This is a genomic window from Olleya sp. KKT75, assembly GCF_055635485.1.
Genome location: NZ_CM145759.1, coordinates 1569021 through 1595775, shown reverse-complemented (window position 1 = coordinate 1595775; position 26755 = coordinate 1569021). Strand labels below are relative to the sequence as shown.

Here is a 26755-nt window from a genome sequence, read left to right as displayed (position 1 = left end):
GCCTTTATTTCTTCACAAAAATACAATTTGGGAAAAATCGACAACTACTAAGGTAATATCGTCGTTTTAAAACCCGCTTTCGCGTCGCATCTTTGCACTGTAATATAAAAACAACAGCATTATGAAAACGACCATATCTATATTCAATCTAATTGAAATCTTTACAAAAGCAAAAAGAAAGCTAACCAAATCTATCAATCCGCAAGAACATTGTGAGCATAAACAATTACACGATTACTATTGTGATGCAGAAATCAACAAAGGAATTATTGACAATTCAATTATATAAAAACACAACATTAAAAACATAAGATTATGACACCTATTAAAGCACTTAAAAGAAACGAAGTAAACGCAACCAATCAAGCTATTTTTGACCAATTAGAAAAAGCTGTAGGATTTGTACCAAATTTATATGCAACGTATGCTAATAGCGAAACTGCTTTAGAAAACTACTTGAATTTTGCAAATGCAAAAACCTCTTTAAAAGCTAAAGAAAAAGAAGTAGTAAACCTTGCTGTAAGTGAAGTAAACAGTTGTATTTACTGTTTATCTGCACACACTGCAATTGGTAAAATGAATGGTTTTACAGACGACCAAATTTTAGAATTAAGAGCAGGAAAAGCCTCTTTTGATACTAAATTTAATGCTTTAGCTGCTTTAGCTAAAAACATTACAGAAACCAGAGGAAAAACAGACGCTACAATTTTAAACAACTTTTTAGACGCTGGTTATAACCACGGAAACTTAATTGATGTTATTGCTTTAGTTGGTGATAAAACAATCTCTAACTACATCCATAATACAACACAAGTCCCTGTAGATTTTCCAGTAGCACAACCATTAGAAACAGTAATATCTTAATTAATTATAAACCTTAAAAATAAATAACAATGAAAAAATTAATCGCAACTTTAGTAATGACATTAACACTTTTAGTATCTGTTAATGCACAAGACAAAATGATGAAACATGATGCTGTAAAAACAGTAGCATTAGAGCAAACTACGGGTGAGTTTACTCAAAAAGGATTAACTATAAGTGAAGGGACTTATATTTTTGAAATAGCAAATAACGCAGTTGGAACAGATGTTGGATTTGTACTAATTAAAAAAGGTGCTGATGCTTCTAACCCAGAAAACCACATTAAAACTGCTTACGTAACTAGTGTTGTTAAGGATGGAGAAACGCAAACGTCTAGCGCAACAACATTAGCAAAAGGAGAATACACATACTTTTGCCCATTAAATAAAACACCACAGTACACGTTAACTGTACAGTAATATATCAGCTTTTAAGCTGATCTAAAAATTCCTGTCTGCGATTACGCGAGACAGGAATTTTTGCATTTCCAGTCAAGATTACATAACCTTCATTCAGGTATTTTTCTATATAACTTAAGTTTATTAAATGTGATTTATGTACTAAATAAAAGTCGCTATGCTCTAATAATTTATTAAAATGCCCAATACTATTGGAGCTTAATAATGGCTTACCCTCTTTTAAATGAATTTTAGTATAACCCGCTTCGCCTTCGCAATGCACAATGTTTTCAATTTTAATAAACTCTAAGCCTTCCACAGACGGAATTATAATTTTCTTTTTTTGAAACGTTTGTACACCTAAGTTTTCAATTAACTGCTTGTTTTTTTGAAGCGCAGATTTATCACCAATATTGTTTTCGGCATTAGCCACAGCTTCTACCAGGTCTTTATTATCAACAGGCTTAACCAAGTAACCAATAGCGCAATGCTTTATAGCTTCAATAGCATAATTATCAAAAGCTGTTGCAAAAATGATTTCAAAATCAGGATTTTCAAATTGCTTTAATACATCAAACCCACTTAATTCTGGCATTGCAATATCTAAAAACACCAAGTCTGGTTTTAGACTTTTAATTAACTCAATCCCTTCTTTTGGGCTTTGGCTTTCTGCTATTATTTGAACATTAGGACATAAACGTTGAAGCTTATTTTTTAAAATAGCTAACGCTTTACGCTCATCGTCTATTAATATGGTTTTAATGGTCATAATCGTCTTCATTTAAGCCTTCCTTAAAAATCAAGGAGACTTTGGTTCCTGTTTTATCGGATGTATCTGCACGATCCTGAATTGTAAACGCGACATCCCAATGCTTACTATCCTTTAATAAAGTCAAACGCTCTTCTAACACAAAACTAGAATGTTCTGTATGCGTTTGTTTCTTTTTGGCATTCATAAGTTTAGACTTATTAATACCTATTCCGTCATCTGTAATTTCAACTTTAAAACTATAATCATTGATACTCACAAAGTCAATACTAACTTCTCCTTTTCCTTTTTTATGAAAGATACCATGGTTAATGGCGTTTTCTACAATAGGTTGTAAAATCATTGGAGGCAAAAATAAATCTTGTGTATCCAATGCTTTATCTATATTTAATTGAAAGTCAAAATCGTCTTCAAAACGAAGCTTTTCTATATCTAAATAATTTTTTAAAAGCGAAATCTCATGCGCTACCGAAATGCGTTCTTTTCGAGAATACTCAAAAAATTGTCGCATTAATTTTGAAAATTTAGATAGGTAATCTTCACTTTTTTCAACTTCGTTTAGCTGAATATAATATTGAATTGCATTAAGCGAATTGTGTACAAAATGTGGATTCATTTGTGCTCTAAGCGCATTAAGTTCCAGCTCGTGCTGACGTTTTTGATTGTTTAGTTTGGTTTCTAATTGTTCTTGGATGAGTTTGTTTTTACGGTTATTGAATACTGAAAACAAATACACAATTGTAGAAGCAATTAGTATAGCAACTAAAACAAGTACTAATAAAACTATATTTAATTCGTCTTTAGACATAAAAAACTTTTTATTATACTGCCATATAAAATTACATTTAATAGACTAATGATTACTGTATACGAATCTGAATATGTTTCTAAATAAAACATTAATAATTGAATTGGTAAAAATCCGATATAAAAGATAAGTAAACCAGCTATAATCCAAAATGGTTGTGAGGATTTAAAATTAACAACCTCTTTTTTGTTTAAAAAGTTTTTAAAAAAAATGGCAGATGTAATAATTATTATAACAGTACCTGTTGTTAAAGGAATACTCCAAAGTTGATCTACAAACGACTCTCTAAACAAACTAAAAACTACACTTGCCACAAAGACTATCAGGAAGCTATTTATTACTTTTTTATTTTCAATAATAGTATTAAACCAAAACAAGTAAAAAAGAAACGAGGCAACTGTATAGATATTAAAAACAAAATAATTATTAATCTTTAATACTGGCCCCAAAATAGCAGCAGAAACCTCTGAAAACAATACGTAACATAAAAAATGCAAAAAATAACGTTGCTTACTATTTTTATAACTATCCCAATACCTAACTGCAAAAATCACTGTTACAGTTACTATCAAAAGCCTTATTATTATACCAATATTTGCCATTTAGTTACCACCTTCAAATTCTTTAGGAGGCATTCCTGCTGTACCATAGTTTAAAGACTTAATTTTATAAGAGTTATTATTCTCATCATCCCCTTGTCTTGTTGTTTCGCGATTAGTTGGCGTAAAAAACACTGTATTTTTTAATTTTCCATCTGTTTTTTTTGCTCCAAAATACACTCTAATTCCTGGGTTTTCATATTCTAAATTATCAGATTCTTCTTTTACAAAGTTTAAATAATTTTGAAGTGTTTCTAAATCAAACCAGATATCCCTAACATCTTGAGGCATAACACCATTATTTGATGCAATTATCTCTGGTAAATTTTGATACTTATTTTTATAATTTTCCTCCAAAGCATCTGCTTCTGCATTTGTTATTAGATCTGTGGGATCTCCAAATGCACACTCTTTATTATTACACTCCTGAAAGAGCAAAAAAGAAAGGACTAAAACAATAATTAGTAGTGATTTTGTTGTTAAATTCTTCATTTTATAGTTGGTTTTAATTAATAGCTAGATTACTAAGGTAGTATTTTAGTTAATAACATATATTTTTTAACTTAATTTCCTTTTAGATGACAACTCATCCATCCACTTTTATTTTGTTTATGGAAAGAGACTGTTTTAGAAAACAATTCTGGTTTATCTTTTAAATTAGAGACTCTAACAAAATCTCTGTCGTAAAATGGTGTTTCTACTTTTTTAAAATTAGCGACAACATCTGCTCTTGCCTCGTTTTTGAATGTGATAGATTCAACATCTTGCACTTCACTATAAACTAGGTTTACATAAACCGCATTATCTTTTTGTCTAATAATATATTTTTTATTTGCATCTGAAATATCAATATTATAGACTGTATTAATCCTTGTGCTACTTGACATTTCTTGTTTTGTGGATGATATGGAATCTAACTTTATGACTCCTTTTTTTGCTAATTTTTTCAAATAATTTAATTCGGTTAAACTAGTACCTCCATTATGAAAAGTCATATTACCAACATACATTAGTTTTTCTACTTGGACAGGCCTGTCAGCCTCACAAGCTTTTATCATTTCTAGCGCTAAGCTTTTTGTTAATCCGTTAGTTGCATCTTTACAAGACGACAACATTAGGACCATGAGTATTACTGCTGTTATATATTTCATTGTATCAAGTTATTTAATTATTTTGAGAATCAAGAATCATTTTTTGATTTGGCTTTATAGTGATATTAACACGTCTGTTTTTTGCACGCCCATAAGCGGTTGTATTATCAAAAACGGGTTGTGTTTCTCCAAACCAATTTGTTGAAATACGATTAACATCAATACCTTTCTCGTAATGTAAATAACTAGTTACGGACTGCGCTCTAAACTTGGATAACGTAAAATTAGAAGCAGCAGATCCCACATCATCAGTATGCCCTTCGACAAAAATATCTGTATCTGGATATTCTCTTAATACATTTACCAATTTGTCTAAATTTTGTTTTGAAGCAGTGTTTAAATATTTTTCTCCAGTTTCAAAATATACTCCACTATTTTCGTCAAATGTAATTAGTATTGCATCATCAATACGCTCTACTGTTGCACCTGGAATTTCTTGTTCAATCTTCTGTGCTTGTTTATCCATTTTATTACCAAGCAACACGCCTGCAACGCCACCTAAAACACCTCCAATAATTGCACCTTCTGTCCCTTTGCCACCACTTCCTATATTATTACCAAGTATCCCTCCAACTACAGCGCCTCCAGCTGCACCAATTACAGCGCCTTTTTGTTTGTTATTAGCATTTTTTGTTGCGTTGCAACTTGTAAAATTTATAGTTAACACAACTGCTATTATAAACATTATGCTTTTGTTTAGTATTGTTTTCATGATTTTATTGTTTTAAAAAATTCATATTTAGTGTAAATGGTTTTCCGTCAACATTAATTGTTTGTCGCCACTGCATGTTAGTATCTGACAATTGCGTTAATGACATCCTAAAACCGTGATTGGTCTGGCTTTTACCTTTATAGTTTGTAGGTTTTAGCAGAAAATTATAAAGTCCTGTCGTTTTATCAATCTCCTTTATAGTAAAAACAAAATATCTAGCTTGATCACCACAACTGGTATTACTTAAACTATAATTACCCGAATTATTATTGGGTACAAATTTCCAAACACTACCTTTAAAACAGTCTTGTGTCGCATCATCCAACAACGCTATTTTATAGTTTCCTTTTTGATTATGTGTGACTTGACTAAGCACCCAATTTCCTTTTATTACTTTTTTTGATTGCCTTACCGTTTTACTACCACCACAAGACATGGCGAATAGCGTAAAAAGGCATAATGTTAAAATATTTTTCATTTTATTAGGATTTAAAACTCAAGACTAAAACCTATAATAGCCTTGAGTTTAGTTAAATTAATTAGTACAGCCATTACAAGCGTTACATACAATATCTCCAAAGACATTGTTGTCTACATAGTAATTTGCTGGCAAAGGGAAACTATTAGTTGCAAAAAGCAATCCTCCTGTTTGTGTTGTTAAATCTGAATAGTTTTGTAAAATTGAAGCCCCTAATCCTTGATACGTTAAATAATTTGAGAATACAGTTACACTATTACTTTGAGCACCTAAAATGGCATTAGCAGTAGATAAATCTTCATTAGCGGTATCTCCTCTTGGACTTGAACCATCCAACTCCTCGTCACTTATGTAAAAAATAGAACGACAAGCACCGTCTCTCCAATCAAAATAATTAGATAAATCCTCTACCGCATTTGCGCCTTGCTCTCCTAAAAATCCTGAAGGTGGTAAATCTGCAGCTAAAGGAAATGGAGCTCCTGGTAACGCATTTAAATAATCTCTATGCGAAGTCGTGAAATTTGTACTATTAAATGTACCATCAACGCCAAGATACATGACTCTTAAATCCGAGTCGCAATCTGCTAAAGCGGCATCAATACCTGCTTGAGCCTCATTACTAACTTGAGTTGCAAACGCACCCATAGAGCCACTTGTATCTATTAGAATTATTAAATCGACCATTGGTCTAGTGGCTGAGCCTCCACACGGATCATAAGTGTCATACTCACAATCACTATCACCACAAGCCATTGCTAATAGTAATATCATAGTTACTCCGACTGATTTTAATACTGTGAAAAACGCTGATTTCAAACCGTTGTTTTTCTTTTTTAAATATGTGTTTTTCATAATTTCTAATTTTTAAAATAAGTCAAGACCGTTTACTTTTTGTAAGCGTCACAGCCTTGACTTGGGATTGACTAATAGCCTCTTTTGTATTGTTTAGTGGTTTATAAACACACTACTTTAAATTCGGTTCTACGGTTAATGGTATGTTCATTTTCTTCGCACGTTACGCCATCTGCACAACGGTTAAGCAACTCTGATTCTCCAGCTCCACGAGCAATTAAACGCGCTCTAGAAATACCTTTAGACATTAGGTAGTCTACTGAAGATTGCGCTCGTTTTTGAGACAATTCTTGATTGTATTGATCGCTACCTCTAGAATCTGTATGAGATGACATTTCTACTTTTATTGTAGGATTATCTTGCATTAATTTTACAACATAATCTAAGTCTGGACGTGCAGCAGGAAGAATATCCCATTTACCTAAGTTGAAAATAATATTATCTAATTTTATAGCTTGACCACAAGGGTTAACACACATTTCAAAATCTATAAACAATGATTTATTTCTGTCCTCCCCATTTGTAGTCAACTCGACTTCATTAGAAAAATAACCGTCTTTATTTCCGTTTAAAGCATACGTTGATGCTTGTTTTAAATGAAAGATAAACTCACCTTTAACATCAGACAATGTGTTTTTTTGACCAGCATTTAATTTATCTCTTAGTTTTATATCCACACCTTGAATACCGACGATAGTATTACACTCTACCACATTTCCTTTTAAGATGAAATTTAAATCGCCGTATTTAATAACCTTTTGTATGCTATTACCATCTTTCTTACAGGCCTTAAATTCGTCCTTAGAAATACTAGTTTCCTCTAAACTAATATTGTATAATTTTCCTTTTACAATTAAATCGTCCTCTGCAACATCATTAAAAACAACCACTCCATAAGTATTAGTAGTTCCTGATTGTACAATATTTCCGTTTAAATCTGCTAGTACAACATCTGTAAAAGGCAAGGTTTCGTTTGTAAATTTATCTCTAGCGGTTACTGTAACACCACACCCACAAGTTGCACAACATCTTGGCATATGATCTTCTCCACATACCTCGCAAACATCTACTTTTTCTTTTTTATTGAATTTAAAAGTCACACCTGCAAACAGTCCAACCGAAGATATATCACAATCACATGGCTCTGTTCTAGTTTGTGCGTTACTAAAACCCACCGTATTACTTGGTTGCCCATTTGCTAACGTTCCAGCAACAACAGGATTATATCCTGCAGACACTGCTAAAGGTGTGTCAAAAAGTTCTGTTGCTCCAAAATGACGCATGTAATACGCACCAGCATTAATACCAAAATTATCATTTAAATAATATGTAAAACGAACTTGTCCTTTAAACGTAAACACGCTAGACGCATCATAACCAGCATGGAAATTTAAAGGATAGGCAGGAGAAGGTGCAACACTTTGTAAATAGGTACGACCTCCTTTAATAGATGCTAATCCAAAACGTGTGTTAATCTCTGTCGTAAATCTTTTAGATTGACTTCTAAACTGAATGTTTGGTCCTATACCGTAAAAAATTCTAGTTATCTTATTTTCGGTTAAGCTAAAATCTGAAATTGGTAAAGTCCCATCTGTTAAATTATCTGTTGGGTATGTGCTTTCTGGTTGATTCTTGATATAATCAAAATCAAACCCTAAACCAAACCAGTTCCAATAATAGTCTAAAGACAAGCCTAAATCTAGACCTCCTTTATAATCTATATAAGGGGTATTATTGTCATAACTTGGAAAGTCATAACCAATTCTTGGAGATAACTGAAAGTAATTAGTATCCTCCTGTTGTGCATTTGTTATAAATGCCGAAGCAAATACAAAAGCGATTAATAGAAATTTGAATAGATTTTTCATGATTTACATTTTTAAGTTTTAGTTATATACACTTACATAAAGAAGCGGTCTATTTTGTTACCCTTCCTTTTAAAATATGCAGTAATCAATTACTTAGGAGAATTAATATATACCCAAAGATGTACAAGAAAAGTCACACCAAATAGCAACAATAAACCAATAGACGTTTTGAGTCCATGAAGTGTCAACTACAATTGATAACAAAAAAAAGCCCGCTATAGTTAGCGGGCTTTTTTATGATAATAAAAAAAATATTATAAACTTTGAAGTAGTATTACAGCTAGTACTAAACACACAAAAGGCAAACTTAACAACAGTGTTAAATTATGATCCTTCGCTTTACTTTTATTAAACTTAGCATTTAAAACCTTTCTAGTCTTACCATTATATTTTAGCCAATTTTTAAAATGAATTGCAATAGCAGACAACACAAATAATGTCCAAGCTTTTTCGCTTGATATTGTGGACGCATTCATTTTAGTTAAAAAAGTAGCAATAAAAACACCTAGTAAAAAACACAATGTTATTTGTAAAGCCGAAAGATAAAACAAGGCTATAGTATTCGCTTTTTGCTTATAGCGTGTTTTAAAAGCTGTAAAAACCGTAAAAAAAAGCTGATCGAATGTATTAAGAGTCATAAATTATTAAAGTTGTTTCCTGAATGCACAAAAGTAACATATCCTACTATAGTATAAACCAGTATTTTTTTATCAGAAAAAAAAACTAAACCAATTAAACAAATAAGTAGTTAAAATTGAGAAGTATCGGTCTTCCAAAATATGCCGAAATATAATCTTTTATTGTGTGATGAACAGCATTTAAACAGTCCTGTTCTGTAAAAAAAATTAACAAATTACTATCTAAAGTTCAAGTGGTACCCATAGTAAAAAGCACATTATGCAACTATAAATCAATCAGATAAAACCATTTAAAGACAAGGATCTGGATTATCAAATTGTATTATTTCGGGAGAATTAATATAAATGGTATAAAAATCGTCATAATAATCGCGAGTTAAAACACCATCAATTGTCCCGCCATCTGCAGGTAATAACAAACTTTTAAAGTCTGAAAATGTACTTGTGCTTAAAATAACTGAATGACCTAAACAATCTAACATGCTACGTTCTCCATTAAAACTATCACTATTTTCTGAAGCAAAAGTCTGACCAACTACAGCGTCATCAAACCTAATATTGCTTAATCTAATATATTGACTTTCTAATGCATTAGAAAAATCTTCAATAGTAACATCTTTGGCCACAATTGGAACGACTTGATTAGACCTAATTATATGTTCGGATACTTGCGTACTAGGTATTCTTGCTATTTGACCATCTTCTAATCGACCTAATTGGATTACACCATTACTTTTACCTACGGATAATCCATTTAGCTTAATAAATACTTTTCGGCCAAACTCGTATTGCGTAAACATTGGATTTTTATCCACTTGAATACTTATGGCGGCTGTAGGGTTTTCTGGTGTATCTTGTATAATAAGTTGCTTATAAAAATTCCCGCCTTCATCACTAGACACGACATAACCCATGGTATATTTTTCAGAAACAGCATCTCCCGACAATTCATAAGTAATAGGATCACCGAAACCTGTTCCATAATTTCCTAACACAGCATCTATAGTATTAAACTGTGCCTGATCATTTGGATACGTTTCAATACCGGAAAGACCTGTTGGAATTTCAAAATCATCATCTTGAACACAACCCAAAAACACAAATACACTTAGTATTACAAAAGTTATTTGATAAGGATTAATTAGTTTGATAAGTGTTTTGTTTCTTTTCATAATTAAAATCTTACGTAAATATTTAAATAATAAGTGGTTCCGTTTCCAAAAAAATAACGATTACCAAACACTGGTCCACCCGTATTTGTTTGTTCCGTTAGCTGACTTCTATAATCTACCCGTCTTGATTGTTCAAAACCACCACTTTTATATTCTTGATTAAACACGTTATTTATAGTCGCAAAAAAACCAGCAAAATAATCCCCTATTCGCCATGACTTACCACCAATTATATTAACTAACATATAAGCATCAAACTGTTCTTGTTGCAATAATTGCTTTGCAACATCAGGATTTACATTATTAATCTGACCACCATTTAAGACATACAAATTACCACCAGCTGTACCATCTTGAAACTGTGTATTGGTATATAATTCTGGATCGGTAACAAAAGCAGCACTTCTTTTTAGCGCACTAGTATTGACATAAGCATTAGAAAACTGATTAGCTGTAACTCCAATATTCCAATAATCAGGGTCACGATACTCAAACCCTAATTGAAAAGCCCGTTCTGGCCCACCCGAAATATGCACGTTTTTAAGATTAGTTGTTCCGTCCCCAAATACTGCACGTCCCACACCAAACTCTTGACTATAAAAAGTGATATTTGGGTTGTTATTGTAAGTATACTGACCAACTGATGCGGCGCCTTTTAATTTTATTGTTGGTGTAACCTGAGCTTCTATACCTAGTTCTGCTCCAAAACGTTGCGTATCTATACCGGTAATTGCTTCTTGCACTAAATTATTACCCACACCTTCACTGTAATAAAAACCTGTTTCTGTTCCTTCTTGAATTGTAGAATAAAACCCCGTTAGTCGTGCTTTAACAATGGGTGATCTAAAAATATAACTTGCATCCAGACTGGAAATAATTTCGCTATCAACATCATCAATAAGCATATTTGATTGTCTAGAATTAGCAAACGTATTTCTAATATTTGGTGCTTTAGTCATATAAACACCATTAAAATCTAATACGTGAAGCCCAGAAATTTTATAAGTAGCGCCCGCTTTTACACCTATATTTATAAACTGAACTTTTTCACTCTTTCCAAAAGAGTTCCCCACAAAATATCCGTTTTCAAACAAGCCTTCCCTTTGATATGCTGTTTGCGAAACATTACCGGCTAAATAAAACTCTACCTTATTGTATTTAAAAATAGATTGAACAAAAGCACTAACAACATTAGCATTAATAATATAATTGTACTTATAGCGCTCGCCTTGATTGACAATTCTATTTGGATTTCTTACATCAGATTGCGCTGTGGTTAATGTACCGTCAATAGACTCTGTAGTTTCATCAGAAAAGAAATCGACATCTAAATAACCCGTACCACCCAACATATCTGATAAGACAGCAAAGTTTTCGCTTATTAATTTTCTATAATTGATTGCTGCATTTACTCTGATATTATTATTAAGCTCTGTATCAAAAAGAATATTAGCCATTAATTGTTTATCATCTATTCTATCTTCCTGAATAGCATAAATAGCATTATAACCCTGATTAGCAGCATCTACATTGGCCGCATAAAGTGCGTCCCAATTAAACTGTCCATCGGCTTGAAATGCTTCTTCTGCAATATAAGCTTGCTCAAAATTATAGGCAGTTGGTCCGCCCTCTACATTTAAGTAATAGCTTGGCAGATTTTGATAATATGTTGGATCTGTATTACGCGCTCCTCCAAGATAACTATCTTGACCTTGAAATGTCACAAGACGTGTCCCGCCATTATCAACTCTAGTATTTCCTGAAGACCCAAATTGATATCCAATATTTGTATTAATAAGTGCTTTTTCTGTGACCTTCCAAAAGTGGTTTAACATGACTATAGGTTCTTCACTTTTACGAATTCTAGAGTTCCGAACCTTACCATTCTGATTGCCCCAAAACGGATTATACTGTCGTCCTTTTAAATTAAAAACTTCGTCCGTTAAAGCCGTACCTTTTCCTCTTCTGTTTTGAGCATAAATAGCCATAAAGTTAAGACTATGCTTCTCATTTATTTGTTTTTCGGCAGAAGCCGTAAAAGAATTAGCGTCATACAATGTCCCGTCCACATAGCCTTCGTTTCCAAATCTTCTAGACACTAAAACGCTATAGGCCCAATTATTTTCCATTAATCCAGAACTATAGCTAAGCATCATACGACCTTGATAACTTCGATTTGCCGATGCTAGAGACAAGCGTCCTCCTTTACGGTATTTGGAAGCCCTCATAACTATATTGTTTGTTCCCGCTAAGTCTCCAAAACTATAGTCGTTAGCACTAATACCCATTGAAAATTCTTGATTACGTTGTAGATCATTAATCCCGCCCCAGTTACTCCATTGTGGCCTACCTGTATTTTGTTTATTTAACTCTAACCCATTTATTAAAACTTTACCATTAGTACTACCTAGACCTCTTGGTCTAAAAAAAGTAGCACTAAAATCATAAGCAGCTGCACTTAAAAAAGCATCTTTAGAAGACTGTAACAATCCAGATATATTACTTGTTAATCCATCGGCTTCACTATTTAATTCATCATCAGAAATAGAAATAACAAACACATCTGTTTTATTGATTGTTTTAAATGTTAAAGTCATATCCTGTATGTCTATTGTTTTTCCTTGACTTACAATTATTGGATAATACTTAGTAGCATAATTTAGTTTCTCAATTTTTAACATCTGTTCTCCTAATGGTACATTTTTATCGAATAGAAACTGTCCAAAAGCATCTGTTTTTGAAGATAAACCAGAGTCTTGAATAGAGATAATTACTTCTAGAATGGGTTGATTGGTTATGGCATCATTTACACTTCCTTTTACAATGGTTTCTTGTCCAAAAAGGCTAAACACAGTAGTTAATTGGACTAAGAGAATCAATAAAAATCTTTTCATAAATTACATTAAAATTGAATCCTTGATATGCTGCTAAATATTGATTTTTAAAGACTTAGTATTTTGTGTTATATTTAATAAATATATAGAATTGAAATTCATTCTACAAATAACAACCTAAAATACAACCCTTTAAAGCATGATGCATTTAAAATACAGACTGATAATCCTATTATTGATGGTGTCTGTAAACGGAATTAGTCAAGAGCAAAAAAACTACCGTATACATACCATCGCATTTTATAATCTTGAAAATTTATTTGACACCATCAACGATCCAACAAAGTATGACGAGGCAAGCCCAATGATGGAAATAAAAGCAAATCGTTCTAAGATTTATAAGAAAAAAATACGCAATATGGCACGTGTTTTATCTGACATTGGAAGTAGTGTAACACATAACAGCCCTGCACTAATTGGAATTTGTGAAATTGAAAATGTTACGGTAATCGAAGATTTAGTAAATGACCCCATACTTATGGAAAAAGATTATGGCATTGTTCATTTTGATGGACCTGATAACAGAAGTATTGATGTTGGCTTATTATACCAAAAAGCATTATTTCAAGTTGTCTCTAAAAGTACGCACACCTTAAAAATATATGATAGTGATACACATGAACGTCAAAATACAAGAGACCAATTATTGGTTACAGGAACATTGGAAGGCGAGACCATACATATAATAGTCAACCATTGGCCTTCTAGGCGCGGTGGAGAAGCCAAAAGCAGACCTAAACGTGTATCTGCTGCCAAGCTTAACAAACGCTTAATAGACAGCTTACAATCGATAAATCCCTATGCTAAAATAGTGACGATGGGAGATTTAAATGATAACCCAACAAATAAAAGTGTAAAAACCATTTTAAAAGCGAAAAGCAAAAAAGAGAACGTACCCTTTAAAGGTATTTACAATCCTTTTATAGACCTTTTTAAAAAATCAGGATTAGGTACAACAGCCTATAGAGATTCATGGAGTCTATTTGACCAAATCATGGTTACTAAACCATTTTTGGAAAAAGACTACTTCAGTTGGATGTATTACAAGTCTGGCATTTTTAACGAAAACTACTTGGTGACTAATAAAGGACGTTACGAGGGATATCCTTTTAGAAGTTTTGCCGATGGTGGATTTACAAATGGTTTTAGCGACCACTTTCCCGTCTATATGTATTTGATAAAAGAAGCTGAGGACAACAGTTCTAAAATAAAACAATAAATGACACACATAAAAAAAGCGACCAATTGGTCGCTTTTTTTAATTTCTATAAGTTAAACCATGCATTCCATGGTAATTTTGCTAGTACTAAAACTAATGCTAAGGTATAAAATATAGCGATAGGCTTTATTTTTCCTGCTGAAGTTAATTTCTTTTTATGTTTAGAATAACCAATAGTAATAAAGGCTACAGCTAATAGCATAGCAATAGGATGCTCTACAGCGTTAGATCTCAATGCTGAGTTACCCATAACTTCTTTTATAGTACTTTCTCCAAAATAATCTTGTGTAAACCACAAAACGATACCAATTAGTAACTGTATGTGCGATACTATTAACGTAAATAAAGCAATACGAAAATCTATAGGCTCATATTCCTTTTTACCAAAATGCTTAATTAAAGCATTTACAGTTGCTATTACCATCATTAAAAATACTAGATAAGCCCAATACGAGTGCAACATTTTAATCATAAGTCTTGTTTTAATTAGTTATACCACAAATGTAGTAATTATTAGGCATAAAAAAACCGCTTCTTTACAGAAGCGGTTTTAATATTATTTAATAATGCTTAGTTATTATCAACCCAAACACCACCTTCTTTAATTAATTTAAACTCTTCAATACCACTACTTCCGTCATATATAGCGAAAGATAACACGTACTTCTGACCTTCCTCTGCACCAGGTGCAAGACTATTATCTAAAAGACTAGCAAATGCAGTTGCTAACATTTCATCACTCCAGTATGCATCATTTGATGGTCTTCTATCAAAATTAGAATACTGAGCCACACTTGCAGTTGGTCCTTCAAAACCAGCTACCGCAGCAAAAGTTGAAGTAATATAATCGTAATCTGAACCATCTAAATCATGACGAATAGTGTTGTCTGGTACCCAAACTCCGTTATCATATCCAAACTGTAAAGACGACTCTATTGTAGACTCATGCGCATTCCACATACCATCTGTAAATGTGTATAAGTTACCTCTTCTTTGTGCTCCTGTAGAACTAGAGAAGTAATCGTAGATTACAAATAACTCTTGATCTTCTTGACCAAAAGGGAAATTTAACTCTAAAAACGTTGGTAAGTAATTGTCTGGAGATGTTGAGCTACTAAAGTTGTTGTATTGTCCTGGTTGTCCAGAAGCAGTACCCATAGAGTCATAATCAGCAGAAGTTAAATAATAAATATCTTCTACTGCTTCCCAGCTTCCACCAGTATACATAAAGTACTCTCCTTTAGAATCTGTTGCTCCTGTAGCACCTAAAGTCTTAATAGACATGTTAGCAATTCTCCAACGAGATGCATCACTATCTGTAGACTCATATTTAAACGCTACGTTAATTTCTTGACCATCATAAGCAGAAAAGTCATAATCTTCAGAAGAAGCCATATCTCCTGTAGCAGGACTAGCTAAAGTAATTTCATCCCATGTTGCAGTTAATACATCACCAGCATAATCTGTAGATACTAAAATTTTAACTAATGACGCGTCAGTAGCAAAATCAAGTTCTTGAGTAATTTGAAACTTAAGGTTATCCTCACCGTCTAAATCAATAGCTGGAGACACTAACCATTCGATATTTGCAATTTGAGTTCCAAAGTATCCATTACCTCTAACATTTCCAGTTTCAGTAGTCCATACTTCATCATTTCCAAATTCTTCTTGACTTACCCATCCTTCAAAACTTCCAGCAAAGTTATACTCTACTAAACTAGCTAAACCTACAACAGGTACTTCTGTATACTGCTTGTATTTAGCTAAAACAACTTGTCCTTCTGTTGGCGTTGCAATTTGTGCAGCTAATACATCAGGTATTTGAGACGTTGCATTTACGTTTGGATAAAATCCAAAAGCGTCACTTCCAGTTGTAGCATAATCTGAATTTGTAAAAGAATACACATCAGAACTAGTAAAATCACTTACTCCTTCTGCGTTACCAATGTAAAGGTTATAGTTTACTAAAACTGAAGACCCTTGTCCATATAATGGATAGACATCAGATAATAAAGCTGGCACTAATTCTTTAACTTGTAATTCTGAATCAAAACTTCCGAATCCTAATTCTAATGCAGAATAGTCTTCATCTGTAACTGTGTACTCAAAAGATCCAACATTAGGATCCTGAGGTAATGCATCAATTTCATTATTGATGTCTTCTAGTGGATTACAACCAGTAAAGACTGTAGCCACAACAACTAATAAATAAATTACTTTTTTCATTTTTCTTTTTTTTTAAAAATTAAGTTTCATTCCAACACTAAACGTTCTTCCGAAACCGTAATATACACTTGAAGAAGCAGCGTCTCCACCATCTTGTGCATCTGCAATATATTCAGTATCAAATATGTTGTTCATTCTTGCAGTTAAAGTAGCATCTAAGCTACCAAACTTAAATCCATGTCTAATAGCTGTATCAAAGATACCGTAAGAAGGCACTTTCCATGCTTCTGGTCCAACTGTACCTCTTTCACTTGGGTCAAATTCTGCATATAAATCAGCAAAATAGTTATAATCAATTGTAAATGTAGTTTCTGGTGAGAACTTGTATACTGTACCAATTGCAAATGTTGTTTGAGCAGCATCACCTACATGTAAATCTTTAATAATAAGATCTACTGTATCCACTAACTCATTAGCTTCGTTAAAAATCTGAACATTTTCAACATTATTTTGCCATCTCCAATCTCCAATAGAAGCCATACCTGTAACTGTTAAGTTATCAGTAGCCTTATATTTTAAATCTAATTCAACACCTTGGTGTACTGCGTTTACTCCTAAAATATTTGCAAAAGCAATAGATTCGTCTTGTAATTGGAATCTAGCAACTTCCGTTCTATCTTTCCAAGTTGTGTGGTATACGTTTATGTTAGCAGATAACTTTTCGCTTCTGTAACCATATCCTAATTCGAAACTAGTAATTTTTTGGTTTTCTGCATCATCATTAACATCTACGTTGTTTCTGTTAGCAAATACTGCGCTAAAAAATGGTGCTCTTTCGATATAACCTAAATTAGCAAACACATTATGATTTGTATCAATATTATAGTTAGCTCCTCCTTTTACACCATATGCAAAAAAGTTGTAAGCATCAGTTTCTTGTAAATCATCACTATCTAAATATAAAAAACGATCTACTCTTCTGTAACCTGTTGTTGAACCTGAAACAGATAAGAATGTTGATAATTCCTCTTTAGAATACTCAACCTGAGCAAAAGTACCTAACCAACTTACTTTACCATCATTGTCATAAAAAATTCTGTCTCCAACTTGCGCTTGATTGTTTGGGTTGTTAACGTTTGCATTATCTGAAGCGTACTGTCCTCCTAATAAATCTGTTACTTCTGTAAAGTGGATTCCTTTATAACTTCTAAAATCAACACCACCTAATAAAACGATGTCTTCAGTTAAATCTGTCTTTAATGTTGTTAAAACACCAAACCATTTGTGGTCGTTTCTAGATGCTCTTAAAAAAGACTCAGAACCGTTAACTCCTGCAGCTTCGTTTTCTGCTACAATCTTATCAAAATCGATAGTACCTAAACTTCCAATTCTGTAATCATCGTTGCTAAGTAAAAATTTACTTCCGTCACCACCGGTTCCACCTCCACCACCAGATCCGAAAGATGCATAAGCAGCAGTAGATAAAGAAGTGTTATCAGAAATGTTCCAATAGTGATTTAAAGAAATTTGAGGTTTGTGGTAAAAGTTATCTTCTTGAGATGTTACTTGACCATCTTTATAACCCCAATCAGAGTTAAATTTTCTTCCTCTTTCACTTTCTCTGTAAGTCGCAATTGAATGACGGTTTTGTCTTTGTCCGTGACGTTGTTTTGCACCAAATGCAGTAAAAGAAATTTTATGATCATCATTAATTTCTTTAGATAAGTTTAAGAAATAAGATACAGCATTAAAATCTGTACCATCTACGTAACCATCACCATCTGTTTTAGACGCAGATACTGTTGCAGCAAATCCTTTATCAGAAACTCCTGTAGAATATGTTACACCAAATTTTTGAAATCCGTCATTACCTAAAGTTGTATATACATTACCTCCTGCTTCAACATCTGTTGTTTTAGAAATAATATTAATTGTTCCTCCAATAGAAGGCACCGCTACTTTAGAAGCTCCAAGACCTCTTTGCACTTGCATAGAACTTGTTACATCTCCTAATCCAGCCCAGTTTGACCAGTATACCTGACCATTTTCCATATCATTTACTGGTACTCCGTTAATCATAACAGCAACGTTCTCTGAACTAAAACCACGTAAGTTAATACGTCCGTCTCCGTATCCACCACCACTTTTAGTAGCGTAAACTCCAGGAGTTGATTTTAATACCTCAGGAAATTCTTGAGTTCCTAATTTTAATTCGATGTCCTTCGCTCTAATTGTAGATACAGCTACTGGTGTTTTTCTATCAACTGCTACAGAAGCAATAATAGAAACTTCCTGTAAGTTAAACTCACTTGGTTGTAAAACAACCTCACCTAAGTTTTTGTTTCCACTAATTTCAAACTCTTGGTCTAAGAAACCAACATAAGATAAAACTACAGTAGTTTTGCTTGATTTAGTTGTTAATGAGAATTTTCCGTCAAAATCGGAAGATGTTCCATTAGATGTTCCTGATTCAATAATGTTAACTCCTAATAAAGGCGTTTTTGTCTCAGAGTCTACTACTGTTCCAGTAACAGTACTTTGAGCCATTGTAAATGCAGAAAACATTAATGCCACTGCAAAAAACATAACTTTAATTGTGTTTTTCATTGTAATTAATTAAGATTTGTTAGTTTCAAATTTGTGCAAAAATACGACTAATTCTAATTGTTATATTAACTTAACGTTAACAAATGCACAAAAACGAAATTACATAAAATATTCCAAATCTCAATTAACTGTTAATCAAAACAATAAAAAAATTTATTAACATAAATTATCTTAATTTCTTGTATAATTCCAATAAATTTAAGGTAGAAGCATCATGATTAGCAAAAATAGAATTATCAAATTCTTTTAAAATTTTATTGGCTAATTGCTTCCCTAACTCGACTCCAAATTGATCATAACTGTAGATATTCCAAACAATCCCCTGTACAAATATCTTATGCTCGTACATCGCGATTAATTTTCCTAAGCTCTCTGGAGTCAGTTTTTTTATGAAGATTGTATTTGTAGGTTTATTCCCCTCAAATACTTTAAAAGGTGTTAATTCTTTAATTTTTTCTACTGAAGCATTTTGACTTTTTAATTCAGCCTCAACGTCTTCTTTAGTTTTACCGTTTAACAACGCTTCGGTTTGTGCAAAGTAATTAGACATCAATTTATCTTGATGATCATGATTACCATATAGTGATTGCGCAAAACCAATAAAATCTGCAGGTATTAATTTTGTTCCTTGATGAATTAATTGAAAAAAGGCATGCTGAGAATTGGTCCCAGGCTCTCCCCAAATTAATGTTCCTGTTTGGTAATTTACTGGCACACCATTACGGTCTACACTTTTACCATTACTTTCCATTATACCTTGCTGCAAATAGGTAGCAAACTGAGTCAAATATTGTGTATACGGAATAACAGCTTCACTTTCTGCTTTAAAAAAGTTGTTATACCAAACACTTAATAGCGCTAAAACAACTGGGATATTTTGATCCAAATCCGCCGTTTTAAAATGGGTATCCATTTTATTGGCACCTTCTAAAAGCGAATCAAAATGCTTGTAACCTACAGATAAACTAATAGTTAGTCCAACTGCACTCCATAACGAAAAACGACCACCAACCCAATTCCACATCGGGAAGATGTTATTTTCGTTTATCCCAAAGTCTTTTACTTTTTCAATATTAGTAGATACAGCTACAAAATGCTTAGCCACATCTTCTTGCTTAGCCTGTTTTAAAAACCAAGTTCTAATAGTATTGGCATTAGACAAGGTTTCCTGTGTTGTAAATGTTTTTGAAACGATTACAAACAATGTTGTTTCAGGATTTAATGTTTTTAAAACCTCATTAACATGGTCACCATCTACATTGCTTACAAAATGAGTGGTTAAATGATTTTTATAATATTGAAGGGACTCAACCACCATAGCTGGTCCTAAATCACTACCACCAATCCCGATGTTTACTACATCAGTAAATGGCTTATTTGTGTATCCTTTTAATTGTCCCGTTATAACTTGGTTAGAAAACGTTTCAATTTTTTGTTTAACCGCTATAACTTCTGGCATTACATTTTCACCATCTACTATAATAGTATCTGTTGCTTTTGCACGTAAAGCCGTATGTAAAACTTCTCTTCCTTCCGTTTTATTGATGATTTCTCCAGAGAACTGCGCCTGAATAGCCTCTTTTAACTTAACCTCTTCCGCTAATTCTAAAAGCAAAGACATGGTCTCAGAAGTGATTCTGTTTTTTGAATAATCTACATAAAAATCGTCCCAATTAATAGTCATTTGATTTGCTCTTTCTGTATCCTGAGCAAACAAATGTTTCATCTCTAAACTTTTTACAGTTTTAAAATGAGCATCTAATTTTTTCCAAGCTTTTGTACTTGTTGGGTTGATTGAAGGTAGTGCCATTAGTTAGTATATGTAATTGTGTTTTCTGAAATAGTTTGAATATCTAAAATCTGATCTTCTTCGATAGGAGAAATAAACTCTATCCCATCCAATTGTGTTTTCAACGGTTTTATAAACTTTAAATATTCAGTTTTTAAGCTATCCGAAATAGGTTCTGCTTCCGGTAATTTTTGTTTAAAAGGATCTACTTGTTTTCCATTTTTCCAAAAACGATAACAAACATGAGGTCCTGAGGTATTACCTGTCATACCCACATATCCAATAACATCTCCTTGTTTTACAAAGTCACCCACTTTAGATTTACGCTTACTCATGTGTAAGTATTGCGTTGTATAAGTTGAGTTATGTTTAACTTTTACATAATTACCGTTTCCACCACGCTTAGCAGACTCGATAACTGTACCATTTGCTGTTGCACGGATTGGTGTTCCAACGCTTGCTGCAAAATCAGTTCCTTTATGGGGACGCACTCGGTTTCCATAAAGTGCAATTCTTCGATTTAAATTAAATCTTGATGAAATACGCTTATATTCTACGGGTGCTTTTAAAAATGCACGACGTAAGTTTTTCGCATCTTCAGAAAAATAATCTTTTAATCCTTTTATAGTATCTGTTTCAAACTCGAAAGCATAAAAAGGCTCGTTGTTATGCAAAAAGTAGGCTGCTTTAATATTATCGATTCCTGCATAGATAGTGTCATCAATATATTTTTCGGTGTAAACCACTTTAAACTTATCATTTTTCTGAAGTCGAGAAAAATCGATAGTCCAAGCGTAGATATCCGACATTTTATAAGCTAACAACACACTTTTACCTTGCTTTGCAAAAGACTCAGAAATATTAGACTCTATAACACCAGACACTTCTTTTTCTACATATTTTATGGGCTTTGTACTTGAATATGCGTGAATAGAATCTTGGAAGTTTATAACAACATAATCCGTTTTTGTAGGTTGGTAAATAAAACATTTTGGCTGCTGTAGCGAATCGTTAGAACACAACAAAGTATAAGGCTTACCAACTTGCAAGCGTCTGATATCAAAACTATCCTTTGTTTTTTCTGCGATTTGAAAAATCTTAGAGTAATCTATTTGATTACGTTGTAGAATTTCGCCAAAACTATCTCCTTTTTTGATAGTGTCACGTTTTACAATATAATCATCTAGTTTAAAACCAAATTCATAAAGCTCTTCTGGCTCAATAACCTCAACGCTTTCTATTGGTGTTTTATCTTCTTCTTTACAACTAACAATTGCTAATGTAAACGCTAAAAGCACTAGACATTTTTGCCCCAATCTTGCAACTCTTGTTTGCTCCATAGGTCTGGAAAAAATATTCGTCTTTGATACTTTGGATGCATGTATTTTACCCATTCACTTCCTCCTGTTGCTTCAGCTGTTTTACCACCAATATTTAAATAGTGATTAGCTGTGTTATAATGTGCCATTACCCACGTAATATTTACTGTGTAATCGTAATGACGCATTGCTTTGATTAAATCCTTGTCTTCTCTAACCTCTATTGGTAAACTTTTAAAGATAGTCCACAAATTATGTGTGTTATAGAATTCTGCAAATCTAATAAATTCGTCTTTGTATTTAGCTTCAAAAACTGTTAATGTATAGCTTTTTTTGCCCGTTTTGTAGTCCTTTCCTGCCGCTTGCCAATATAAATGCTCAAAAGCGTGCTCAAAAGAAGTGTCTCTATCAATAGTTTCTCTAAACCTATTGTCAATTAAATTGATCAACTCAGTTGAAGCAAACTCTATTTTACGGTATTGCGCTGACTGAAAACCACTTGCAGGCGTTAAAGTGTTTCTAAACTTATTGTATTGCTCCACATCCATACCATCTTTCATTACTGTAAATGATGACGTTAAAACATCAAAATAACGACTGATACGCATGATTTTTGTTTCAAAAAAAGAAGCGGTTATAGCATCTGATTTAGCGACTTGCTCTATTTCCCACAAGATCATTTTAAACAACAACTCATTTACTTGATGGTACATTAAAAACACCATCTCGTCTGGTAACGTTGTACGTTGCACTTGTAAATTTAAAAGCGCATCGGTTTGTATGTAGTCCCAATAATCAATTGGTTTACTATGCAATAAACCTTCTAAATGGGTATTTAGATTTTGGCCTAATCCATCGTACTTTTCTTCTAATTGCTTAATTAAATTCTGGTCTACGCTCATTATAATTAGTCTGCAATAATTTTAAAACTATGTTTCAACCCTTTAAAAGCTTCTAAATCTGCCCTTAAAGACCCCACTGCTAAATCTGCCTTGATACGTAAAGGTATTTTATTTTTATCATTAGACACCCAAAGCGTTAAACTTTCTTCTTCTTTAAAAACACGTCCAGCCATTACATATGGTCTAAACATTAACGTCTCTACAGTCCCGAAGCTTGTATCTAAGTTTTCTTTACCAAGGTATTTTAATTTAAAACCATAGTTTTCTTCGTCAAAAAACATGTCTAACTTTATCTCATCCCCTTCCTTAAGATTCTTAGTATCTAATTTATTTCTAAGAAAATAAAAAGTAGACACCATGTCTTGCACATTAGGCTTAGTGTTTATTGTCTTTTTTGTATCGTGCTTTTTGTTATAAACTAATGCTTTTTTATTTGGTTGATCAAACTCTATTTCGATGTTTTTTTTATGTCCACCTTCATCTATATTTCTAATAAATTTGTACGGTAAAATTGTTGATTTATCAAAGTAGCTTTCATAACGATCTTCTACTTTAAAAAACCATTTAATCATACCTGTTGTCCACCCTTTTCCAACAACGTGAAATACCGGCTTACCGTTTAATGTTGTTTCTTTTACTTGAAGCGTGGCGTTACCTGCTTTCATCCAACCACTATAACTCATTTTAAATTTAAACCACTCGCCATCCTTAAAAGCAGGCTCTTGTTGCACTGCATAGGATAAACCGGCAGTAAATATGGCTATTAGTAGAAGTATATGTTTTTTCATAACTGGTATTATTACAAGACTTAATTGTTTAAGCTATAGGTTATTTATAACTTAGTTTACAATTACTATTCCAAAAATATAAAACAAAAAAATGCCATCAGTGTATTTGATGGCATTTTTTTGTTATTAAATTATAAAGTTTAATTAAAGTGTCCCTCTTTTAGCTTGTTCTCTCTCAATAGATTCAAACAATGCTTTAAAGTTACCTGCACCAAAACCTTGCGCTCCCATACGTTGTATGATTTCGAAGAACAAGGTTGGTCTATCTTCTACTGGCTTTGTAAAGATTTGAAGTAAATACCCTTCCTCATCTGCATCAATCATAATTGATAACTTTTGAAGCTCGTTAATATCTTCCTTCATCATTTCCATGTGCACACCTAAGCGGTTTGGAATATCATCATAATATGCTTGTGGTGGTGGTGGTAAAAACTCGATACCTCTAGCTTTAAGCTGAGATACTGTTTTTATAATATCATCCGTTGCTACTGCAATATGTTGTACTCCTGAACCTTCGTAGAAATCCAAATACTCTTCAATTTGTGATCTTTTAGCTGCTTTTGCTGGCTCGTTAATCGGGAATTTGATACGCCCATTTCCATTACTCATTACTTTAGACATTAAAGCCGAGTATTCTGTGTGTATTTGTTTGTCATCAAAAGACAAGAAGTTAACAAACCCCATAACATCTTCATACCATTTTACCCAAGTATTCATTTCTCCCCAACCTACATTACCAACCATGTGGTCGATATATTTTAACCCTACTGGCTCTGGGTTATAGTCACTTTTCCACTCTACAAATCCTGGTAAAAATTGTCCGTTATAGTTTTTACGCTCTACAAACATATGTACAGTTTCTCCGTACGTATAAATTCCGGCTCTTACTACTTCACCAAACTCGTCTTTTTCAACGACTGGCTCCATGTATGATTTTGCACCACGTTTTGTAGTTTCTTCGTAAGCTTTTTTAGCATCTTCAACCCATAACGCCACAATTTTTACACCATCACCATGTTTTACAATGTGATCGTTAATTGGCGACTTACTATTTAATGGTGTTGTTAATACTAAACGAATCTTGTCTTGCTTTAACACATAACTTACCGAATCTTTTGATCCTGTTTCTAATCCTTTGTACGCATGAGATTGAAATCCGAATGCTGTTTTATAAAAATGCGCTGCTTGTTTTGCGTTACCCACGTAAAACTCTACATAATCTGTTCCTAAAAGTGGCAAAAAATCTTGTGCACCTTCAAATATTTTTTCTAAACCGTAGTCTACTGATTTTACTTCTTTTTTACTCATAATACTTTATATAGAAGAAAGAATAAAGCGACAAAAACAAAGACTTTACAGCCTGTTAAATAACTCCGTGTCAATTTTTTAAATTCTTGAATCTCTATTTCAATCTTAATTAATTATTGTTTTGAAATCTATTTAATACTAATGTTCTAGCCACGATTTATAGTAGTCTTCGTCAGCTATTTTAAGCGCCTCCTCAGTTACCATTAATGGTTTAAATGTATCTACCATTACTGCTAGCTCATCCGTTCTCACTTTCCCGATGCTACGCTCTGTTGCTCCTGGGTGCGGACCATGCGGTATTCCTGCGGGATGCAAGGATATGTGCCCTGCATCTATATCGTTTCTAGACATAAAATCTCCGTCTACGTAATACAAGACCTCATCACTATCTATATTACTATGATTGTAAGGCGCTGGAATACTATCTGGATGATAATCGTATAATCTTGGTACAAAACTACAAACTACAAAAGCATCTGTTTCAAAAGTTTGATGTACTGGTGGCGGTTGGTGGATACGTCCAGTTATAGGCTCGAAATCATGGATTGAGAACGCATATGGATAGTTGTAACCGTCATAACCTACAACATCAAAAGGATGTGTTGCATAAACCATTTCAAAAATATCGTCTTGCTTCTTAACTTTCATTAAAAAGTCTCCTTTTTCATTATGTGTTTCTAACTCTTGTGGCTGTCTTAAATCACGCTCGCAAAATGGAGAATGCTCTAATAATTGTCCAAAATAGTTACGGTAACGTTTTGGTGTATAAATTGGTCTTTTAGACTCGACAATAAACAAACGATTGTCTTCTGTATCAAAATCCATTTTATAAATAACACCTCTAGGTACTAATAAATAGTCTCCATATTTAAAGTCTAAATTACCTAAGTGTGTGCGCAGTTTCCCTGTTCCTTTATGGATAAAGATAAGCTCATCTGCGTCTGTGTTTTTATAAAAATAATCTGTTGTTGATTGTTTTGGCGCTGCTAAAATGATACTACAATCACTATTTATAAGCACCGTTTTACGAGACTCTAAATAATCGTTTTCTGGCTTGACTTGAAACCCTCTTAAACGGTAAGATTGTATGTGGTTTTTTTTAGCAATTTTAGGCGCAACACTGTATTGTTTTCTGATTTCCTTTACCTGTGTTGGTCTATGCTCGTGATAGGAATTTGTTGACATACCGTCAAAACCTATGGTACCAAATAACTGTTCTGCGTACAATGTACCGTCCGCTTTTCTGAACTGGGTGTGTCTTTTTGGTGGTATTTTTCCTAGTTTATGATAAAATGGCATTTTTTTAGTTTTTAAATTGAAAAAAAATAACGTCTAAGAACTGTGTGACGTCTTATTAAATGCTTAACAAGGAAGGAAGATCACTCTGGATTACGCTTAATCAAGAATTTTAAATGTGATAATAAATCGCTCCAAGCTGTCTTCATAGTCTAACA

General features: G+C 33.0%; 25 protein-coding genes. 4 read left to right on the top strand and 21 right to left on the bottom strand.

Features of this window, described 5'->3' with window-relative positions; translation table 11 throughout:
* The first annotated feature begins 121 nt into the window (after window positions 1-121).
* Genes ACZ2G2_RS07080 through ACZ2G2_RS07070 form a run of 3 tightly spaced genes read left to right on the top strand, consistent with a single transcriptional unit; the run spans window position 122 to window position 1283 of the window.
* Window positions 122-289: a hypothetical protein gene (locus tag ACZ2G2_RS07080; protein WP_157814064.1), complete on the top strand. Its 168-nt coding sequence runs from the start codon at window positions 122-124 to the stop codon at window positions 287-289.
* 26 nt (window positions 290-315) lie between these two features.
* Window positions 316-864, top strand: coding sequence for a carboxymuconolactone decarboxylase family protein (locus ACZ2G2_RS07075; RefSeq protein ID WP_101015517.1), 549 nt, complete (start codon window positions 316-318; stop codon window positions 862-864).
* A gap of 29 nt (window positions 865-893) precedes the next feature.
* On the top strand, window positions 894-1283 hold the full coding sequence (locus ACZ2G2_RS07070; protein ID WP_101202065.1) for a plastocyanin/azurin family copper-binding protein: 390 nt from the start codon (window positions 894-896) through the stop codon (window positions 1281-1283).
* 4 nt (window positions 1284-1287) lie between these two features.
* On the opposite strand, the gene ACZ2G2_RS07065 is transcribed toward ACZ2G2_RS07070, so the two are convergent.
* From ACZ2G2_RS07065 to ACZ2G2_RS07010, 12 genes are all read right to left on the bottom strand, one after another.
* Window positions 1288-2031, bottom strand: a complete 744-nt coding sequence (locus ACZ2G2_RS07065) for a LytR/AlgR family response regulator transcription factor (RefSeq protein ID WP_101202244.1) — start codon at window positions 2029-2031, stop codon at window positions 1288-1290.
* Entirely contained in the window at window positions 2021-2839 is an 819-nt protein-coding gene (locus ACZ2G2_RS07060) for a sensor histidine kinase (protein ID WP_470394733.1), read from the bottom strand. Before ACZ2G2_RS07060 ends, ACZ2G2_RS07065 begins: the two co-directional genes overlap by 11 nt.
* Window positions 2821-3411 (bottom strand): hypothetical protein, encoded by a 591-nt coding sequence (locus tag ACZ2G2_RS07055; protein ID WP_470394731.1) that lies wholly within the window; start codon window positions 3409-3411, stop codon window positions 2821-2823. Before ACZ2G2_RS07055 ends, ACZ2G2_RS07060 begins: the two co-directional genes overlap by 19 nt.
* A gap of 30 nt (window positions 3412-3441) precedes the next feature.
* Window positions 3442-3930 carry a hypothetical protein gene (locus ACZ2G2_RS07050; protein ID WP_470394729.1) on the bottom strand — a complete coding sequence of 163 codons (489 nt, stop codon included), beginning with the start codon at window positions 3928-3930 and terminating at the stop codon, window positions 3442-3444.
* A 71-nt stretch (window positions 3931-4001) separates the two neighbouring features.
* Window positions 4002-4589: a hypothetical protein gene (locus ACZ2G2_RS07045; protein ID WP_282069750.1), complete on the bottom strand. Its 588-nt coding sequence runs from the start codon at window positions 4587-4589 to the stop codon at window positions 4002-4004.
* Window positions 4590-4602: 13 nt separating this feature from the next.
* The gene (locus ACZ2G2_RS07040) at window positions 4603-5301 is read right to left on the bottom strand and encodes a YiaD family glycine zipper/OmpA-like lipoprotein (RefSeq protein ID WP_470394727.1); all 699 of its coding nucleotides are present in this window, start codon (window positions 5299-5301) and stop codon (window positions 4603-4605) included.
* Between the two features lie 4 nt (window positions 5302-5305).
* Window positions 5306-5779: a lipocalin family protein gene (locus tag ACZ2G2_RS07035; protein ID WP_470394726.1), complete on the bottom strand. Its 474-nt coding sequence runs from the start codon at window positions 5777-5779 to the stop codon at window positions 5306-5308.
* Window positions 5780-5836: 57 nt separating this feature from the next.
* Window positions 5837-6631, bottom strand: a complete 795-nt coding sequence (locus ACZ2G2_RS07030; RefSeq protein WP_470394724.1) for a vWA domain-containing protein — start codon at window positions 6629-6631, stop codon at window positions 5837-5839.
* Between the two features lie 101 nt (window positions 6632-6732).
* Entirely contained in the window at window positions 6733-8499 is a 1767-nt protein-coding gene (locus tag ACZ2G2_RS07025) for an OmpA family protein (RefSeq protein WP_470394723.1), read from the bottom strand.
* A 254-nt stretch (window positions 8500-8753) separates the two neighbouring features.
* Window positions 8754-9137 (bottom strand): hypothetical protein, encoded by a 384-nt coding sequence (locus ACZ2G2_RS07020; RefSeq protein WP_090836674.1) that lies wholly within the window; start codon window positions 9135-9137, stop codon window positions 8754-8756.
* Between the two features lie 290 nt (window positions 9138-9427).
* The gene (locus ACZ2G2_RS07015) at window positions 9428-10309 is read right to left on the bottom strand and encodes a DUF5689 domain-containing protein (protein WP_470394722.1); all 882 of its coding nucleotides are present in this window, start codon (window positions 10307-10309) and stop codon (window positions 9428-9430) included.
* Between the two features lie 2 nt (window positions 10310-10311).
* Window positions 10312-13203: a TonB-dependent receptor gene (locus tag ACZ2G2_RS07010; protein WP_470394720.1), complete on the bottom strand. Its 2892-nt coding sequence runs from the start codon at window positions 13201-13203 to the stop codon at window positions 10312-10314.
* A 142-nt stretch (window positions 13204-13345) separates the two neighbouring features.
* Between ACZ2G2_RS07010 and ACZ2G2_RS07005 the strand changes: the two genes are divergently transcribed.
* Window positions 13346-14422, top strand: coding sequence for an endonuclease/exonuclease/phosphatase family protein (locus ACZ2G2_RS07005; protein WP_470394905.1), 1077 nt, complete (start codon window positions 13346-13348; stop codon window positions 14420-14422).
* 46 nt (window positions 14423-14468) lie between these two features.
* Here the strand turns inward: ACZ2G2_RS07005 and ACZ2G2_RS07000 are convergent, their stop codons facing one another.
* The 9 genes from ACZ2G2_RS07000 to ACZ2G2_RS06960 form a co-directional block, all read right to left on the bottom strand.
* Complete coding sequence (locus tag ACZ2G2_RS07000) at window positions 14469-14894, bottom strand: hypothetical protein (RefSeq protein WP_090836678.1); 426 nt, start codon at window positions 14892-14894, stop codon at window positions 14469-14471.
* Between the two features lie 98 nt (window positions 14895-14992).
* Window positions 14993-16648, bottom strand: coding sequence for a choice-of-anchor J domain-containing protein (locus ACZ2G2_RS06995; RefSeq protein WP_470394718.1), 1656 nt, complete (start codon window positions 16646-16648; stop codon window positions 14993-14995).
* Between the two features lie 12 nt (window positions 16649-16660).
* On the bottom strand, window positions 16661-19195 hold the full coding sequence (locus ACZ2G2_RS06990; protein WP_470394717.1) for a TonB-dependent receptor: 2535 nt from the start codon (window positions 19193-19195) through the stop codon (window positions 16661-16663).
* A gap of 166 nt (window positions 19196-19361) precedes the next feature.
* The gene (gene pgi / locus ACZ2G2_RS06985) at window positions 19362-21005 is read right to left on the bottom strand and encodes a glucose-6-phosphate isomerase (RefSeq protein WP_470394715.1); all 1644 of its coding nucleotides are present in this window, start codon (window positions 21003-21005) and stop codon (window positions 19362-19364) included.
* The gene (locus ACZ2G2_RS06980) at window positions 21005-22324 is read right to left on the bottom strand and encodes a M23 family metallopeptidase (RefSeq protein ID WP_090836684.1); all 1320 of its coding nucleotides are present in this window, start codon (window positions 22322-22324) and stop codon (window positions 21005-21007) included. The genes pgi and ACZ2G2_RS06980 overlap by 1 nt, the downstream gene beginning before the upstream one ends.
* Window positions 22282-23205: a tryptophan 2,3-dioxygenase family protein gene (locus ACZ2G2_RS06975; RefSeq protein ID WP_282069735.1), complete on the bottom strand. Its 924-nt coding sequence runs from the start codon at window positions 23203-23205 to the stop codon at window positions 22282-22284. The genes ACZ2G2_RS06980 and ACZ2G2_RS06975 overlap by 43 nt, the downstream gene beginning before the upstream one ends.
* Window positions 23206-23210: 5 nt before the next feature.
* Window positions 23211-23993: a DUF3108 domain-containing protein gene (locus ACZ2G2_RS06970; RefSeq protein WP_090836689.1), complete on the bottom strand. Its 783-nt coding sequence runs from the start codon at window positions 23991-23993 to the stop codon at window positions 23211-23213.
* Window positions 23994-24137: 144 nt separating this feature from the next.
* Window positions 24138-25301, bottom strand: a complete 1164-nt coding sequence (gene hppD / locus ACZ2G2_RS06965) for a 4-hydroxyphenylpyruvate dioxygenase (RefSeq protein WP_101202080.1) — start codon at window positions 25299-25301, stop codon at window positions 24138-24140.
* A gap of 138 nt (window positions 25302-25439) precedes the next feature.
* Complete coding sequence (locus tag ACZ2G2_RS06960; RefSeq protein ID WP_090836693.1) at window positions 25440-26600, bottom strand: homogentisate 1,2-dioxygenase; 1161 nt, start codon at window positions 26598-26600, stop codon at window positions 25440-25442.
* Window positions 26601-26755 lie beyond the last annotated feature (155 nt).

Bases quoted from the DNA above. Each gene is read 5' to 3' on its own strand.
- ACZ2G2_RS07005 (WP_470394905.1), top strand. From the start codon at position 13,346: ATGCATTTAAAATACAGACTGATAATCCTATTATTGATGGTGTCTGTA.
- ACZ2G2_RS06990 (WP_470394717.1), bottom strand. From the start codon at position 19,195: ATGAAAAACACAATTAAAGTTATGTTTTTTGCAGTGGCATTAATGTTT.
- ACZ2G2_RS06995 (WP_470394718.1), bottom strand. From the start codon at position 16,648: ATGAAAAAAGTAATTTATTTATTAGTTGTTGTGGCTACAGTCTTTACT.
- ACZ2G2_RS07035 (WP_470394726.1), bottom strand. From the start codon at position 5,779: ATGAAAAATATTTTAACATTATGCCTTTTTACGCTATTCGCCATGTCT.
- ACZ2G2_RS07065 (WP_101202244.1), bottom strand. From the start codon at position 2,031: ATGACCATTAAAACCATATTAATAGACGATGAGCGTAAAGCGTTAGCT.
- ACZ2G2_RS07025 (WP_470394723.1), bottom strand. From the start codon at position 8,499: ATGAAAAATCTATTCAAATTTCTATTAATCGCTTTTGTATTTGCTTCG.
- ACZ2G2_RS06975 (WP_282069735.1), bottom strand. From the start codon at position 23,205: ATGAGCGTAGACCAGAATTTAATTAAGCAATTAGAAGAAAAGTACGAT.
- ACZ2G2_RS07060 (WP_470394733.1), bottom strand. From the start codon at position 2,839: ATGTCTAAAGACGAATTAAATATAGTTTTATTAGTACTTGTTTTAGTT.
- pgi (WP_470394715.1), bottom strand. From the start codon at position 21,005: ATGGCACTACCTTCAATCAACCCAACAAGTACAAAAGCTTGGAAAAAA.
- ACZ2G2_RS07000 (WP_090836678.1), bottom strand. From the start codon at position 14,894: ATGATTAAAATGTTGCACTCGTATTGGGCTTATCTAGTATTTTTAATG.
- ACZ2G2_RS07080 (WP_157814064.1), top strand. From the start codon at position 122: ATGAAAACGACCATATCTATATTCAATCTAATTGAAATCTTTACAAAA.
- ACZ2G2_RS07050 (WP_470394729.1), bottom strand. From the start codon at position 3,930: ATGAAGAATTTAACAACAAAATCACTACTAATTATTGTTTTAGTCCTT.
- ACZ2G2_RS07030 (WP_470394724.1), bottom strand. From the start codon at position 6,631: ATGAAAAACACATATTTAAAAAAGAAAAACAACGGTTTGAAATCAGCG.
- hppD (WP_101202080.1), bottom strand. From the start codon at position 25,301: ATGAGTAAAAAAGAAGTAAAATCAGTAGACTACGGTTTAGAAAAAATA.
- ACZ2G2_RS07040 (WP_470394727.1), bottom strand. From the start codon at position 5,301: ATGAAAACAATACTAAACAAAAGCATAATGTTTATAATAGCAGTTGTG.
- ACZ2G2_RS07075 (WP_101015517.1), top strand. From the start codon at position 316: ATGACACCTATTAAAGCACTTAAAAGAAACGAAGTAAACGCAACCAAT.
- ACZ2G2_RS07045 (WP_282069750.1), bottom strand. From the start codon at position 4,589: ATGAAATATATAACAGCAGTAATACTCATGGTCCTAATGTTGTCGTCT.
- ACZ2G2_RS07020 (WP_090836674.1), bottom strand. From the start codon at position 9,137: ATGACTCTTAATACATTCGATCAGCTTTTTTTTACGGTTTTTACAGCT.
- ACZ2G2_RS07010 (WP_470394720.1), bottom strand. From the start codon at position 13,203: ATGAAAAGATTTTTATTGATTCTCTTAGTCCAATTAACTACTGTGTTT.
- ACZ2G2_RS06960 (WP_090836693.1), bottom strand. From the start codon at position 26,600: ATGCCATTTTATCATAAACTAGGAAAAATACCACCAAAAAGACACACC.
- ACZ2G2_RS06970 (WP_090836689.1), bottom strand. From the start codon at position 23,993: ATGAAAAAACATATACTTCTACTAATAGCCATATTTACTGCCGGTTTA.
- ACZ2G2_RS06980 (WP_090836684.1), bottom strand. From the start codon at position 22,324: ATGGAGCAAACAAGAGTTGCAAGATTGGGGCAAAAATGTCTAGTGCTT.
- ACZ2G2_RS07070 (WP_101202065.1), top strand. From the start codon at position 894: ATGAAAAAATTAATCGCAACTTTAGTAATGACATTAACACTTTTAGTA.
- ACZ2G2_RS07015 (WP_470394722.1), bottom strand. From the start codon at position 10,309: ATGAAAAGAAACAAAACACTTATCAAACTAATTAATCCTTATCAAATA.